The organism is Herbaspirillum sp. 1130, from assembly GCF_017833835.1.
Taxonomy (GTDB): Bacteria; Pseudomonadota; Gammaproteobacteria; order Burkholderiales; family Burkholderiaceae_D; genus Herbaspirillum; species Herbaspirillum huttiense.
In genome coordinates this window covers 1-14,978 of the sequence record NZ_JAFICQ010000009.1, presented here as the reverse complement: position 1 = coordinate 14,978, position 14,978 = coordinate 1, and the positions used below count along the sequence as shown (strand labels likewise).

13 protein-coding genes are annotated in these 14,978 nt (G+C 62.1%); 2 read left to right on the top strand and 11 right to left on the bottom strand.

What is annotated here, in order from left to right:
• Window positions 1-275: 275 nt before the first annotated feature.
• The 8 genes from JOD78_RS27490 to JOD78_RS27455 all read right to left on the bottom strand — a co-directional run bounded on the left by JOD78_RS27490 (window position 276) and on the right by JOD78_RS27455 (window position 9,195).
• Window positions 276-1,481: an MFS transporter gene (locus JOD78_RS27490; protein ID WP_209570092.1), complete on the bottom strand. Its 1,206-nt coding sequence runs from the start codon at window positions 1,479-1,481 to the stop codon at window positions 276-278.
• A 21-nt stretch (window positions 1,482-1,502) separates the two neighbouring features.
• On the bottom strand, window positions 1,503-2,534 hold the full coding sequence (locus JOD78_RS27485) for a transporter (protein WP_209570090.1): 1,032 nt from the start codon (window positions 2,532-2,534) through the stop codon (window positions 1,503-1,505).
• 284 nt (window positions 2,535-2,818) lie between these two features.
• Window positions 2,819-3,790, bottom strand: a complete 972-nt coding sequence (locus JOD78_RS27480; protein ID WP_209570088.1) for a helix-turn-helix domain-containing protein — start codon at window positions 3,788-3,790, stop codon at window positions 2,819-2,821.
• Window positions 3,791-3,883: 93 nt separating this feature from the next.
• Complete coding sequence (locus JOD78_RS27475; protein ID WP_209570086.1) at window positions 3,884-4,660, bottom strand: helix-turn-helix domain-containing protein; 777 nt, start codon at window positions 4,658-4,660, stop codon at window positions 3,884-3,886.
• A 31-nt stretch (window positions 4,661-4,691) separates the two neighbouring features.
• Window positions 4,692-5,525 carry a VOC family protein gene (locus JOD78_RS27470; protein ID WP_209570084.1) on the bottom strand — a complete coding sequence of 278 codons (834 nt, stop codon included), beginning with the start codon at window positions 5,523-5,525 and terminating at the stop codon, window positions 4,692-4,694.
• A 20-nt stretch (window positions 5,526-5,545) separates the two neighbouring features.
• Window positions 5,546-7,222, bottom strand: coding sequence for a bifunctional 3-(3-hydroxy-phenyl)propionate/3-hydroxycinnamic acid hydroxylase (locus JOD78_RS27465; protein WP_209570082.1), 1,677 nt, complete (start codon window positions 7,220-7,222; stop codon window positions 5,546-5,548).
• Window positions 7,223-7,295: 73 nt separating this feature from the next.
• Entirely contained in the window at window positions 7,296-8,135 is an 840-nt protein-coding gene (locus JOD78_RS27460) for a fumarylacetoacetate hydrolase family protein (RefSeq protein ID WP_209570080.1), read from the bottom strand.
• 133 nt (window positions 8,136-8,268) lie between these two features.
• Entirely contained in the window at window positions 8,269-9,195 is a 927-nt protein-coding gene (locus JOD78_RS27455) for a LysR family transcriptional regulator (protein ID WP_209570078.1), read from the bottom strand.
• Between the two features lie 193 nt (window positions 9,196-9,388).
• Here JOD78_RS27455 and JOD78_RS27450 point away from each other — a divergent pair, with 193 nt between their 5' ends.
• Window positions 9,389-10,711 (top strand): MFS transporter, encoded by a 1,323-nt coding sequence (locus JOD78_RS27450; protein ID WP_209570076.1) that lies wholly within the window; start codon window positions 9,389-9,391, stop codon window positions 10,709-10,711.
• Window positions 10,712-10,784: 73 nt separating this feature from the next.
• Here JOD78_RS27450 and JOD78_RS27445 read toward each other — a convergent pair whose 3' ends face one another.
• Together JOD78_RS27445 and JOD78_RS27440 are read right to left on the bottom strand one after the other, a co-directional pair.
• Window positions 10,785-12,230 carry a carotenoid oxygenase family protein gene (locus JOD78_RS27445; RefSeq protein WP_209570074.1) on the bottom strand — a complete coding sequence of 482 codons (1,446 nt, stop codon included), beginning with the start codon at window positions 12,228-12,230 and terminating at the stop codon, window positions 10,785-10,787.
• 31 nt (window positions 12,231-12,261) lie between these two features.
• Entirely contained in the window at window positions 12,262-13,731 is a 1,470-nt protein-coding gene (locus JOD78_RS27440; RefSeq protein WP_209570073.1) for an aldehyde dehydrogenase family protein, read from the bottom strand.
• A gap of 204 nt (window positions 13,732-13,935) precedes the next feature.
• Here JOD78_RS27440 and JOD78_RS27435 point away from each other — a divergent pair, with 204 nt between their 5' ends.
• Window positions 13,936-14,550 carry a TetR/AcrR family transcriptional regulator gene (locus JOD78_RS27435; protein ID WP_209570072.1) on the top strand — a complete coding sequence of 205 codons (615 nt, stop codon included), beginning with the start codon at window positions 13,936-13,938 and terminating at the stop codon, window positions 14,548-14,550.
• A gap of 135 nt (window positions 14,551-14,685) precedes the next feature.
• Here JOD78_RS27435 and JOD78_RS27430 read toward each other — a convergent pair whose 3' ends face one another.
• Entirely contained in the window at window positions 14,686-14,919 is a 234-nt protein-coding gene (locus JOD78_RS27430; protein ID WP_348534287.1) for a hypothetical protein, read from the bottom strand.
• Window positions 14,920-14,978: the final 59 nt, after the last annotated feature.

The window sequence follows — 14,978 nt, the reverse complement described above, 5'->3', positions numbered from 1 at the left end:
TCTATATAGGGATTCAATTCTATCGATAGCGATCATTGCAAGGCCCCATAGGTTAGAGGGCGTTGCCGGAGTAGGTAGCCCCATGAATCCGTACAACATAGCGTGGAGAGGGAGGTAGTTCGCGGCAATGATCCAATAGCTTATAAGGGATCTTCTCTCGCCCGTCATGCTGGCGCGTCCGCGCCAGCATGACGGGTCCAGAGTGGCAAATACAACCGTTTTGACGGATATATTTCTACCTAAGGTGTTAGATTCCCATCAGCGGTAAAAATAGATCAGGTCAATTCGCGCTCAAAATTTCGCGGCCCGCGGGGTGCAGCTGGTGCAGCGTTTGCGGTGACATAGAGTGCAATGACCAAGCAAACTGTATAGATGCTGGCAGAAAGCCATCCGACCGCTCTGAAGTTGCTGCCGCGCACGAGAAGTGCTGCCATTACTGGTCCTAGCCCCTGACCGATGAAGACGGCGGCATTGGCCAGACTCGTGAGGCGCCCGGTCGGATCCAGTTCTGCAGACAAGGCGAACAGGTATGTCAATCCGAAGAACCACACCGCCATCACCAGCGCCGCTGCCCCTGCGTAGACCAGTTGTGTCTGACCGTAGACGATAGCTAGGGAGGCTATGATGGAGCCAGCGAAACCGATCACCTGCGCTGAGAGATGTCCCAAGCGCTTACCAAGCGCACCGGCAACGGCTGCTCCAGCCGCTCCCGCCAGCGCGCTTAGTCCCAGAATGGCGCCAATCGCTGGGCCAGGCAGGCCAATGGAGACGCCGATACGCTCCTGATACACCCACAGCACGCCATGCCCGGCAAAGAGCAAGCCGAACAAGACCAGCAGCAAGCTGGTGCGCAGCGTGAGCGGCGATGCCACCAGCGGCTCAGCGCTGCGTGCAGCCAAACGCGCCTGGCGCGGGATCAGGCCGGTCATGGCCAGGGCCGGCAGTACCATCAGGGGGAAGCTCAGGAACACCGAGCCGACGCCGGCCGCCGAGATCAGCAAGGGCGCCGCGCCAATCGAGACCGCTCCCCACAGTAGCAGCATGATGTTGGTGGCCGCATAGGTGCGGTCCTTGTTGCTGCGTTGCGCGCTGGTGGCATACACCACCGTTTGCGCCACGCCGCCGCCGAAACCGGCCAGCGCGCGCGAGGCGCACAGCAGCCAGTAAGTGCCGTGCAAGGCACTGAGCGCACTGCCGCCGGCCAGCAGCAACAAACCGCCCTGGCACAGCCGGCGCCGGTCCCAGTGATTGACCACCAGCGCCGAACTGCCGCAGCCGATGGCCATGGCGATCAATTCAGCCCCAAACAGCATGCCCATCTGCTGCAGGTTCAATCCCCAATGATCGACCAGCGCGCCGCCCAACACCGGTTGCATCTGCAGCGTGCCCACGCCGATCATCATCAGAAATCCCAACAGGCCCAGCGTCTTGCCGCTGTCGACATTGTGGCTTGCCTCTGTCTTGTATTGCTGGCTCATCATGTTCTCCTGTAGTGGCCGGACTCAGAACTCGTAGGCGTAACGCGCCTGCAAAACCAGGCTGTTGCGGGTGCGGTTGCGCACGTGGCTTTCGGTGTAGCTGTTGATCCACAAGGCATCGCGCTTGTCACCGCGATGGATGGTGAACATTGCGCCAAGACCCACACCCAGCACTTGCTCGCGCGAATCGGCCATGTCCGTGCCATTGGTCTTGCTGTCGGTGAGCTGCTTGAAGTAGTAGCTGTTTACGCCCAGCCGCACATCGCGCATCACTTCATAGGAAGTGGTCAGATTGATCCAGGCTGCCTGCCCGGACTGGGTGTCGCGCACGGCCTGGCCCTGGTAGGCAAGCGGGGCGCTGCCGGCCGGCCGGGTGTTCTTGAAGTTATAGAGATAGTGCAGGCGCCAGCTGATTTCCCAGCGCGGCGTAGGCAGCAGCGTCGCCGCCCAGTAGGGATTGATCGAGTAATAGCCGGACCCCTGGTTGAGGTCGTTGTTGCGGTTGTAGTGGCCCGTGGGCAGCAGGAAGGAGAATTCCAAGCGCTGCGAGTAGATCGGCCCGGCCGCACCCATCACGGGATCGAATTGCAGCGAAGGGCCGATGGTCAGGTCACCGATGCTGGTGCCGCCACCGGCCAGGGTGGCACCTGGCTGGCCAAAGCTCCCATCCAGGGATACCACGGGCAGGATCGCGTTCATGCCCAGCGAGGCATTGCCGATGCGAATGGGCGAGGTATAGGAGAGATGGTTGATCAGGGTCAGCGCATTGATGCGGGGATCCTTGAAGGCGGCCGAATCACGTCCGCTGCCATCCTTGATGGCGGTGCCGTTGGCATACTGCAGCGCAGGCAGGTAGACCCAACCCGGTTCGGTGCGCGAAAAACCATCCATGAAACTGGTTTCGCCCAGGTTCAGTCCCGGCGGCTGCGATACCGCCGGGGCAATACCGCTGACCTGCGCCAGTGCATGGTCTGCACAGAGTGCCAGGCTGGTGCCGAACAGGAAGATGGGGATGAGATGACGGAAAGCGCGCTGCTTTCCCGATAGCACTTGCATAGTTGTCTCCGGTATGAGGCGATCTGCGGATCGCTGTATTGTTATGGTGAAACCTGAAGCCGCTGTACTTGACCTATCAGGGCGGTGCTGTCAAGCGGTCTGATCAAGTTCGGGACAAGTGTAGAAGCAATGCCGCAGTGGCTCTTTTGCGTGAGCGACACGCTCTTTGTTGAAAGCGACCTGTGCAATGGCGAAGTCGCGGCAACCAAAGAAAACGCTACGCAGAAAAACGAACGGCCCGCCAAAGCGGGCCGATTCATTCCGGCGAAGCGACATAAAGTCGTTCAACAGCGCGCAGCCACCCTGCACTCGCGCGGACTCAGGCCATAGGCCTGCTTGAACGCATGGCTGAAGTGCGCCGCATTGCTGAAGCCCCAGCGGAAGGCGATTTCGGTGATGGTGCAGCCAGCCTGTTCGCTGTCCTGCAGATCCTTCAGGCTCTGCGCCAGTCGCCGTTGCCAAAGATACTGGGCGACCGTCATGCCGGTCTCGTCGCTGAACATGCGATGGATCTGTCGGCTGGAATAACCAAATGCCTCGGCAATGCGCGGCACCGTGAGGTGCTCGTCGCCCAGGTGCTCATCGATGAACTGCATGATGCGCTGACGCAGCCCCATGGCGGCGCTGACCGGATGGTCATTGCTGGCTTCCAAGGCCGATGCTACCAGTTGCAGGATGCTGTTGGCGACCACATTGCCCGTGCGCAAGGGCATGGTATGGCATTCGCGGAAAGCACTGCTGATCTGTTCACGCACCATGCGTTCAATCCCGGTGCAGCCGAAACTGCGCGCAGCAAATTGTCCGAAGGCAGCTTGCAGGGGTGGTTCAGCCGAGCGTGGATGCAGCAGGACCAGATGCTCGCCCGCTTCTTCGCTGGCAATGGAAAAGGCGCGCGCCGTGTCGTATAGACTCCAGTCACCAGGACGCAGCACATCTTGCCGCTGGCCTTGGCGAAACACGCTGGTACCGCGAGTCTGCAGGACGATCATGGCCGTGCCCGACGCATCCTGCGTCTTGGCTGGCTGGCGCACATAGCGGCAAGCGTCGCTGCGCACCCGGCAGAGGTTGGCATCGCCCAGGTCACCATATTCGATGCAGCCACGAAAGCCCAGCGTGTTGCCTGGACTGAAGCTGATGCCCGAGTCAGTCAAGTCATCCGGATTACGCGCGACATAGGTGCTGAGCCAGGTTTTCCAGACCTTGTTGCGCTCGGCTTGTGCAATGTCGTCGGTGACGACGACGGCCAGTCTTGCCATGCTGATCTCCTTTGTTATTGTCGATGACGCTGCTGATCTGTGCATCGCTCTTCTTGTCGCCTGCGGCCTCGCCGGGCTGCAGGTCATTTTGGCTCAGGCGTTTGCGCGTCTGGCCTCATCCTCACCGCTGCCCGGCATGCCGGCGGCGATATCCCGGCTGCCGGTGGCCAGCACGCTGGCCAGGATGGGAATGTGCTCCTGCCCGGCACTGCCCGGCAGCACGAAGCTGAGGCTGCCGATGGGCTGTCGTGCTTCGCCCAGCAGTGCCACGGCGATACCGATGCGGTCCGGATCGATCTCGCCGAAGGACACCGCATAACCGGTCTTGCGCAGTTGCGACTGCTGGCTGCGGAACTGTTCCCAGGAGTCGGCCATGCCGCTGCTGCGCAACTCTTCCTGATGGCGTTCGTAGAGCCGCTTCAAGCGGCGCGTCGGTTCATGCGCCAGGATGATGCGCGAGGTCGCGCCGCGCAACAGCGGCATCGGCCGGCCGCGCTCGTAGCTGATCAGCGATTGTGGCCCCCTGGTATGCACTTGGTGGATGCACAGCACGGTATCGGCAAAGGCACGGCACAGCAGCACCACCGAGCCGTCCGGTGCATAACCGGCCAGGCGGTTCATCACCGGGCGCGCGCTCAGCAGCAGCGGATCGGTCAGCTGGATCTGGCGATCCAGCTGCAGGATGGCCGGGCCCAGGATGTAGTAGCCGCCACCGCTGGAGGCGACCAGGCCGACCTCTTCCAGCGCCAGCACATAGCGGTAGGCGGTACTCATGGACACCTCCAGTGTGCGGGCTATCTGCTCCACGGTCCAGGCTGGCATCTCCAGCGTGAACAGGCGCAGTACGCTCAGCGATCGGTCGGTTGCCATGGGTTTCCTGTCGGTCTTGCCGGGCCTGCGCTCAGGTCCGGATCCAGGCGCGGCCCCACGAATTGAGGGTGTATTCATTGTGGGGCCAGACGCCGGGCGTGGCGTCGATGGCGACGCGATCGAGCTCGGCCGAAATTTCCAGGCGGTTGCCATCCGGATCGGTGACCATGAAGAACAGGTTGTTGCCTGGTCCATGACGACCCGGCCCGAAGAAGATCGGAATCCTCAAGCGCGCGAAGCGATCGCCCCAGTCGCGAATGTTATTCCATTCATCGGTCTCGTAGCAATGATGATCCCATTCGTTGCGCGATCCGCGGAAGAAGGCCAGCGAATGATGCTCGTCATCCGAGCGCAGGAAGACCACCATGACGCGCCCGCTCTCTTCATCGACGCCCTCGTCGGAGACGGTGAAGCCCACCTGTTCGACGTAGAAACGCACCACTTCATCGAGCTGGGTGGTCTGGAACACGGCGTGCTGCAGGCGCGCCGGCATGGCATCGGCCTGGCGCGGTGCGCGTGCCAGGCCGTAGACGGTCAGGCGGTCTTGCGGATCGGCGATGCTGAAGGCGCCGGCTTGCAGCAGGGGATCGTCGATGCCTTGCATGGCCACGCCATTGCGCGCCAGCCGGCTGGCCAGCGCGTCCAGGGCGGCGGCGTCGCGCAGGACATAGGCGGGATACAGCAGGCCGGCCGGTCCGGCCGAAATCACGGCGGCACGGCTGCCGCCGCGCAAGACGTGGCGGTCCTTTTCAAGCCTGGCTTGCAGGTCCATGTTCTGGCTGTAGAAGCGCGCCAGCGCATCCGGATCTGGGCTGGTGATGTGCAGGTGGTGCAGCTGGGCCGGGCTGTGTGATTGCATGCTCATGTCGGGATTCCTCATTCGGTTCAGGCGGTGGGACGGGCCAGGGCGCTTGTGTCGGCAATGCCATCTGCACGGGCGGGGATGGCGGCCGGGGCCGAGCGCAGGCCGAAGCTGTCCATGCAGGCCTGGGCGAAGCCAGCTTCCTGGGCAACGGTAAAACTGCCTGCGACGTAGCGGTCCGGACGGACCAGCACGATGGATTGCCCCAAGGACTTAAAGAAGGCCAGGGCCTGGTCCTCCGCGTCCACACACTGGAGCACGCCCGCGATATCGGTGGGCGCAGCGGCCTGGCGCGGCAGAATGGCGATGCGGCGCACACCGAGGGCCTCCCACAGGGGTGCCTGCAAACCGGCCAGCCACTGCGCCGCTTGCGCACCGAAGGCCAGCAAGGCATAGCGTGGACCCACCACATCATCGAGCCGCACGATGCTGCCGTCTGCCGCCCGCAGCCTCGGCTGCGGGCTCATGGTGCCGACTAGCGCCTGGGCACCCGCCTTGCCCTGGCCGATCAGCAGGCCACGGTGATAGCGCGGCTTGGGCTTGAATTTCATCTGCAGGAAGTAGTCGCGCAGCAGCGGCACATGCGCCACCAGCCGGAAGAAACCGCTGATGGCGGCGGCATGCCAGCGGCTGCGCGGCGCCATCACTTCACCCAGGTTCAGGGCCAGCTTGATGAGTGCCCAGGCATGCGGACGGCGCTCGGCTTCATAGGAATCCAGAGCGGTATCGGGCAGACGCCCGGCGATCACCTCGGCCAGTTTCCAGCCCAGGTTGTGGGCATCGCGAATGCCGCTGTTCATGCCCTGGCCCGCATAGGGCGGCGTCAGGTGGGCGGCGTCGCCGGCCAGGAAGACGTTGCCGATGCGCCAGCGTTCGGCCATGCGGGCGTGGAAGGTATAGACCACCTTGCGCACGATGGTGGTGGGCTTGTCGCCCCGGAAGGGCCGCAGGAATTCGCGGATCCGCTCGTCCTGGAGCATAGCATCGGCATCTTCATGCGGATGAATCATCACCTCGAAACGGCGCGTGCGATGCGGCCCCGGCACTTCCACGATGGGCCGGCCGGCATCGCAATAGACGCGGGTCTGCCAGAAGGGATCGTCATCGTTCTCGGTATCGAGCACGATCCAGCGCGACTTGAAGGTGGTGCCCGACATGGGGATGTCGAGCAGGGTGCGCACCGGACTGCGGCCACCGTCGCAGGCCACCAGATAGCGCGCGCTGACCTTCAGTGGCTGGCCGGCGTCGTCGCGGATCAGTGCCTCTACCTGCCCGTCAGTTTGCAGGAAGGATGCCAGCTCGTGCCCGAAGCGCATGTCCAGCGCAGTGAAACGCTGCGCACCCTCGCGCAGCGTGGCCTCGAAGAGCGGCTGGCGGAAAGCGTTGCGGCGCGGGAAACCATACTCGCTGCGGGTCGGTTCGACCTTGCCGAAACAGTGGCCGCCGGGGCGGGTGAAATAATGAACGCCGTATCCCAGCACCACGTCCTTCAGGACCGGCTGGTCCAGTCCGATGAACTGCATGGTGCGCAGGGATTCATCATCGATGGAGACCGCGCGCGGCTCGGCCACGGTCGAGGGCTTGCGGTCGATGATGAGAGTGCGGATGCCGGCTTGGCCCAGGATGTTGGCCAGCGTCAGGCCAGTCGGGCCAGCCCCGACGATGAGGATATCGACGCTGCGCGTCTGTTGGTCTGTCATGGGTGTCTCTCTCTTCCAAGGCGTCCTGCCCGCTGCAATCTCATCGCCGCGCGGGCAGAAAGCGGTCTGCTGCTCAGGCTTCCTGCTCGACCGGATTGACCAGCTTGCCCAGGCCGGAGATCTCGACTTCGACCACATCGCCGGGCTTCATCCACAGCGGGGGTTCACGGAAGGCGCCCACGCCACCGGTGGTACCGGTGATGATGACGTCGCCCGGATTGAGCTCGGTGAAGGTGCTGCAGTATTCGATAAGCGCCGGGATGGAGAAGATCAGGTCATCGGTGCGCGCCTCCTGCACGACGGTGCCGTTGAGCCGGGTCACCAGGCTCAGTTGCGAGGGATCACCCACCTCATCGGGCGTGACCAGCCAGGGGCCGAAGCCACCGGTCTGCGGGAAGTTCTTGCCGGGGATGAACTGGATGGTGTGCCTTTGCCAGTCGCGCACACTGCCATCGTTGTAGCAGGCGTAACCGGCCACATAGTCAAGGGCGTCGGCGGCCTTGACGTGACGTGCCTTGCGTCCGATGACCACGGCCAGCTCCCCTTCGAAATCGAGCTTTTCCGATGCATGTGGACGGACGATGGGCTGCAGGTGGCCGGTCTGCGAATCGGCAAAGCGGGCGAAGATCATCGGGTGCTTGGGCAGTTCGCGCCCGGTTTCCTTGACGTGCGACAGGTAGTTGATGCCCACGCACAGGATCTTTTCAGGATTGGGAATGACCGGAAGGAATTGCACTTGCGCGATCGCCAGCGCGCGTCCCTCTTCGGCATCCTGCTGCGCGCGCGCTGCACCGCCCTGGGCCAGGTACTGCTTCAGGCTGCCGGCACCGGCATGACCCAGATCGATCAGCTGCTCACCCGCGACGAGGCCGAAACTGTCCTTGCCCTGATGGCGAAAACTCGCGAATTTCATGACATCTCCTTTGTTGTTCGAGGACCTGATCTTAATCCCGTCAACGCGAAGAAGTAAACACAATTCTCAAAATAAGATAATATTTGTCGTAGTTACATATCAAAACATCCAAATAAGAGATTTGTGATTGATGTTATTCACCATGCGGCCCGGCACCGTCCGCATCCCCGAACAAGCGCGCGATAATCTGCCGCAACCATCGGAGGCCGGGATCGTTGGCGTAGCGCCCATGCCAGTGCTGCATGACGCGGTAAGGTTCCAGCCGGAAGGGCAACTCCACCAGCCGCACCGGATTGTGGTGGGAAACGATGCGGCCGAAGCGTTCCGGCACCAGGGCCAGGTAATCAGAATCGATGATGCTGGAGACCACACCCAGGTAGTTGGGAATGCGCAGGCCCACCTTGCGCTGGATGCCCAGCTCTTCCTCGATCTTGCGGTCGATCATGTGATGGCCGGTGCCCTGGGTGGAGATGACCAGATGCCGCTCCCGCTCGAAGTCGCGCAGCGACATGCGCCCCCTGCGGATGCGCGGATGATCGCGGCTGACCATGCAGATGAAGCGTTCGGTGAACAAGGCTTGTTGGTAGAAACCGGCATCAAGACCGCTGATGTAGCCCAGCGCCAGGTCGATCTGGCCCGATTCCAGATCCTTGCCGGTGCGCTCGGACACGTAGCTGAGTTCCATGCGGATGGCCGGTGCGGCTTGCTTCAGGTGCGCCAGGAGCCGGGGAATGATGACGCGCTGGCCGATGTCGGTGATGCACAGGCGGACCAGCCGGTCCGAACGCGCCGGGTCGAAGCTCACGCGGTGTTGCAAGGTCGAGGTCAGGGTACTGAGCGCCAGCCGCATCGGCCCCACGATCTGCTCGGCCAGCGGGGTCGGCAGCATGCCGCCGGAGGTGCGCGAAAACAGCGGATCGCCATAGTGTTCGCGCAGCTTGGCCAGCGCCATGCTGACTGCCGGCTGCCCCAGGTCCAGGCTGGCAGCGGCCTGGGAAATGCTCTGGGTCTTGTAGATTTCGAGAAAGATGCGCAGCTGCCGGAGGTCGAGATTGTCCATGGCATTTATCAATATTGCTGATGAAAAGTATCAGCATGGGCGTATTGATTGATAAAAGTCAAACTCCTAGACTGCCTCGCGATAGCCGCCGCTTTTGCGGCAGGCCGTCGGCCGCCTGCGCCGCTGCCCTCCCAGGGAGCGCAGCGCACGCCAGGACAACAATGACAATCACGACAAGAAGAGGAAGAGACACATGCAATCCGCTACCCCCATCCAGGTCAGCGAGGTCATCGACGCGCGCCCTGTCGGCATGGTGCAATGGAGCGCCATCGGTACCTGCATCCTGATCGCCGTGCTGGACGGCTTCGATACCCAGACCATCGGCATGCTGGCCCCGGCCATGTCGCGCGAACTGGGCATACCGATGGCCAGCTTCGGCCCCATCTTCAGCGCCGGCCTGCTGGGCATGCTGGTGGGCGCGATGATCCTGGGCCCGCTGGCCGACCGCTTCGGCCGCAAGACCATGGTGATCGCCTCCACCCTGGCCTTTGGCAGCATGTCGCTGCTGACCGCGCTGGCGGCCAGCCATGATGATCTGCTACTGTTGCGATTTCTGACCGGCATCGGCCTGGGAGGTGCACTGCCCAATGCGCTGGCACTGGCTTCCGAGTATTCACCGCGGCGCCATGCACGCGTGATCGTCGCCACCCTGATGTGCGGCATGCCGCTGGGGGCGGTACTGGGCGGCATCGTCACGTCGCTGCTGCTGCCTTCGCATGGTTGGCACGCGGTGTTCATCGTCGGCGGCGCGCTGCCCATCGCGGTGGCGCTGTTTGCGCTGGTGTTCATGCCCGAGTCGGCGCGCTTCCTGCTGGTGCGCGGCAAACATCGCGCCCGCCTGCAGGCACTGATGCGTCGCATCGCCCCGGAACTGGGCGCCGACCAGGACCTGGTGACACCGCCGCCGCAGGCGCCGGGCGTGCCCGTGGCCGAGCTGTTTCGCCATGGCCGCTGGAAGGACACGGTATTGCTGTGGATCCCCTACTTCATGAACCTGGTGGTGCTGTATTTCATCGTCAGCTGGATGCCGGCCGTGCTCATGGGCGCGCATCATCCGGTGAGTGTGGGTATTACCGCCATCTCCTGCTTCAGTGCCGGCGGTGTCCTTGGCAGCCTGTTGCAAGGCTGGCTGATGAATGCGCTGGGCGTGCGCCGCACTCTGGTACTGGAACTGGCGCTGTATGCCTTGCTGGCCCTGGGGCTGGCCAACTGGCCGCAATCTGAATGGAACGTGATCGTCGCCAGTAGCTTGATGGGCGTGGTGATTCAGGGTGCACAGGCGGGATTGAACGTGCTGGCCACCGAGATCTATCCGACCACCATGCGCGCCACCGGGGTCGGATTCGCACTGGGCATCGGCCGCATCGGCTCGATCTGCGGACCGCTGGCGGGCAGCCTGACGCTGGGATGGCAGATGGACGTGAAGCACATTTTCCTGATGGGCATCACGCCGGCGGTGGTCGCCGCACTGGCCATCGTTTTCAATCGCCGCGCGGAGACGCCTTGCACCGACTGAAGGACAGAGGCAGACGAGCGATGGAAATAGCGGCGAACAGGTGCGAACCTGTCCGCCGCTTCGCTATGGGGCCTTAGTCAGCAGACCAATTGCCATGCAATGACATGCGCATGCGCAACGGGATCTGTACCCGCGCCACCGGCCCGGCTGACAGATCGCGCGTTTCCAGGATCACCAGCTCGGTCGTGCCGCTACGCAAGTCATTGAGCAGGCTCAGCAAGAAGCCGTCGCCTTCGGGCGCATCGGCGCTGCGCGGCGCGAAGACCGGTTCCTGGAAGCAGTGCGCATCGCCGGCATACCAGGTGCGGGTCTCGCCGGTGCGCACGTTGACGTGGGCCAGTTGGTTGAAGAACTGGAACGGCGGTGCGCCCAGCGTAGCGGCATCGAATGGCAGTGTTGGGTCGAAGGCCAGCATGAAGCCATGCTGGTAGGGACGGCCGCTGTAGCGTTCGTCGCAGCGTGGAAACTCGCAGGGAAACGTGGTCAGCGGTTCGGGTAGAACCTGCTTGCTATTGGAATCGAGATCGAAGGTCCAGCGCACCAGGGCAGATTTGAGCGTCTCGGGGGAGGGCACGAATCCATCAGCCTGCGGGAAGAAGTAAAAGACGTTCCCGCTGGCGACGGGCATGTCTAGGATTAGCTTGCGGCCCAGCTCATAGGCATTGAGGGTATGACCCTGGAAGCTGTCCGCTGGGCCATAGAACCAACGTACGTCGCTGGGCTTGCCGGCGCGCGGCAGGATACCGAACAGCTGCGGCAGATCGGGTTGCCATTGGAAGTGCTGGCCGCCACGCTTCATCCTCTCCACTTCCACGGTCAGCGGAATGATAGGGAAGATCACGTAATTTTCCGTCACCGCGAAATCGTGGATCATGGCCGTGTAAGGAGCCTGGAACCAAGTCTCGCGGGTGAGCCTTCCGGTCGCATCTATCTCGTAATACACGATGTCGGGGGTACCCTCACCCTTGGCCTCGTAGCCGAAGCAAAGCATGCTTCCGGTCTGAGGGCAGAGCTTGGGATGGGCGGTGAAGGTCGCCGATTTCACTTGTCCGTGGAAATCCCAGACCCCTAGGGTGTCGAGTGTCACCGGGTCCATGGCATAGGGCAGACTGTCCTCTTTCATCGCCAGCAGAACGCCGGCATGTTTGATCACGGTGGTATTGGCAGTGGTGTTGTCGCGGGCCGCCTCGGGTGCGTTGGTATAGATGTTGCGATAGATGCCATTGAGCGAGCGTCCGGCCTGGCGCTGTGCCCTAAGCCGCTCGGTCTGGACGTAGCGGCGGGTCAGGCTCACCTGCCCGTGGCCAAAGCGAAAGGCGCTGACAATGCCGTCGCCGTTGAAGAAGATGTCGTGGCCCAGCATCGGTGGATAGGCTGGATCGGGCGCGACCTGGTAGAAGCAGCCCTGAAGCTGCGCGGGAAGTTGGCCGACGACTTCTAGCGCTTGCACGCTGGCTTCGACTCGGCTGGGGCGATACATCCCCTGAAACTCAGGGGTGGCGGGATACTGTATAGACATGATCTGGCTTCCTTGTGGAGAGGGGAGGACTTCAGTGCTGCGGGGACTGGATGCTGATCCAGTGTTCCATGGTCATCTCGGCGAGAATCCAATCGCTGTTGAAGCGACCGATGCCGCTGTTTTTCTCGCCGCCGAACATGTTGTTGGGATCGTCGCAAGGGGAGATGGCATTGACGTGCGTCATGCCCGCCTCGATGCCTTGTGCGAAGCGCAAGCCGCGCGCTTCATCGCGGGTAAAGACGCAGCTCGACAGGCCATATTCGGTCTGGTTGGCCAGCCGCAGCGCCTCAGCCTCATCGGCGGCCCTGATCAGCGGCGCGATGGGGGCAAACTGCTCGGCCTGGGCCAGCGGCGAATCATTTGCCACGTCCACGAAGACCTGTGGTGGCAGTACCAGCCCGTGCGCCTGGCCGGCCAGCACCTGGCGTTGACCGGAGTTGCGGGCGGCCTCCAGACGTCCCAGCGCCGCGTCCAGCTGACGCTGGTTGATCAGCGGGCCGATCAGCGTATCGGGATCATGAGGATTGCCGCATTTGAGCGCCTTGGCCTTCTCGACGAAGGCGTCGACGAAGCGTGAATAGAGGCTTGCGTCGACGATGATGCGATTGCTGCTCATGCAGATCTGGCCCTGGTGCAGGAAGCGCCCAAGAATGGCACCATCGACCGCACGCTCCAGATCGGCATCGTCCAGCACCACGCAGGGCGCGTTGCCGCCCAGTTCCAATCCGACGCGCTTTATTGTAGGCCCGGTCATGGCCAGCGCACCGATGTGACGGCCGACCCGGGTAGAGCCGGTAAAGGAAATGAACTTTGGAGTGGGGTGCAGCGTGAAGGCATCGCCGATCTCGCTGACTGCGCCGATGACGACGTTGAGCAGCCCGGGCGGCAAGCCGGCCTCTTCATAGATCTTGGCCAGCAGCAGGCCACCTGTGACCGGCGTTTCGTCGGCCGGCTTGACCACTACCGCATTGCCCACGGCCAATGCCGGTGCAATAGAACGGTTCGACAGTTGCATCGGCCAGTTCCAGGGGCTGATGACGCCGACCACGCCCAGTGGCCGTCGATAGACCCGGCTTTCGCGGCCAGGGATATCGATGGGCAGGATGCGGCCGTGTACACGCCCCGGCAAGGCAGTGGCGGCGAGCATGACGGACTTGACCGAGGCCCACTCGATCTCGGCCTTGATACGGGTGCTGCCGGATTCGCGGATCAGCCAGTCGACGATCTCGGCGTGGCGCTGGTCCATGATGGCCGCCGCACGCAGGAACAGGGCTGCGCGCTCCGACGGCAAGGCCGCCGCCCACGCCTGCTGCGCCTGGGCGGCGGCGGCATAGGCGGCGTCGAGGTCGGCCAGGGACGCCTGGCGGATCTCGGTCAGCAGTTGCCCGGTATAGGGATCATGGTCCTGCAAAAGGCTGGCGGCAGTGCCGTCGCGCCACTGCCCGCCAATGTACTGGCCGGTAAAGTCTTGGTAGAGCGGGAATGTCTGCTGGTCTTTCACGGTGGTCTCCTTCATTGTCATGCGCCGGGGTGGCGAAAGAGCCCGCGCCGGACCGTTGCCGTGCGCGAACCGGATAGCGCGGGCAGCCAGGATGGATCAGGCTACCGCTTAATAATGAACGGTATCGTTCATTTAAAAAGATGGTAGCACAGCCCGTGATAAAATGTACGCATACGTTCATATATAAAAAAAGGATCTAAAGCGATGCGGGTCAAGACCGTGGAACAGCGCAATGAATTCATCGATGCCGCAGGCCACCTGTTCATCCAGCAGGGCTATGCCGCCGTGACCATGGAGGCCATTGCGGCGGCGGCGGGCAAATCCAAGGTAACGCTGTACAACTATTTTTCGAACAAGGAAGAATTATTCGAGGCATTTGTCGTGCAGGCAGGTGACGGGGCGTTGGAAGAGCTGGCCAAGGCATACAAGGAAGCGGACAGTGTCCAGACCATCTTGGAACGCCTAGGGCTGGCGTTGCTAATGCTTGTGTCTCGGCCGGATGTGATCGCACTGGATCGACTTATCATCGGAGAGGCCGCGCGCTATCCGGAACTGGCACGCATATTTTTCAAAAATGGTCCCAAGCGCACAGTTGCCGCCATCAAAAATGTGATGGCGCAATGTATGGAAAGCGGTAAGATCGACGCCCGTAACTCGGAGCTGGCCGCCTTGCATTTCAAGGGAATATGCGCCGCCGACCTCATCGAAAATCTGATGTGGGGAACTGCTGTTTCACCTACAAAAAGACAGCTAGAGAAAATTTCAAAAGAAGCGGTGAGAATATTTCTAAATGGATACGCAAATAGATCTTCAAACTAAAGGTGTTTGATCAAACACTGCCCAACTTGAAGAACGGGGAGAACTTGTGCATATTTCAGTGATGCTTGACTGTTGATTTGCTCGCAGAATTGACCCTCGCCATCTGACCCACTTTCCACTGCCTTCCGAAGGCAGCTACGCGGTCATACGACCCTCATATCCCAGCTCTTTCAGGTCCAGGAACATCTGTTTCAGGGTTCTTCTTTGCTTCCGTGATTTGACTGCCGCAGCGCTCAGCCAGGCGGAAAATCTAGGCGCGAATTCATCGAGCGAGCTCTGTGATTGCCTGGTGGGATAGGACGGCTCGATCGCCTCGGACCGAATATAGCGACGAACAGTGTTTCGGGAAATGTCTAGCCTACGGGCTATTTCCCTGATCGAAACGCGGTCTCTGATGTACCAGCGCCGAATAATTCCAAGTAGGGCCA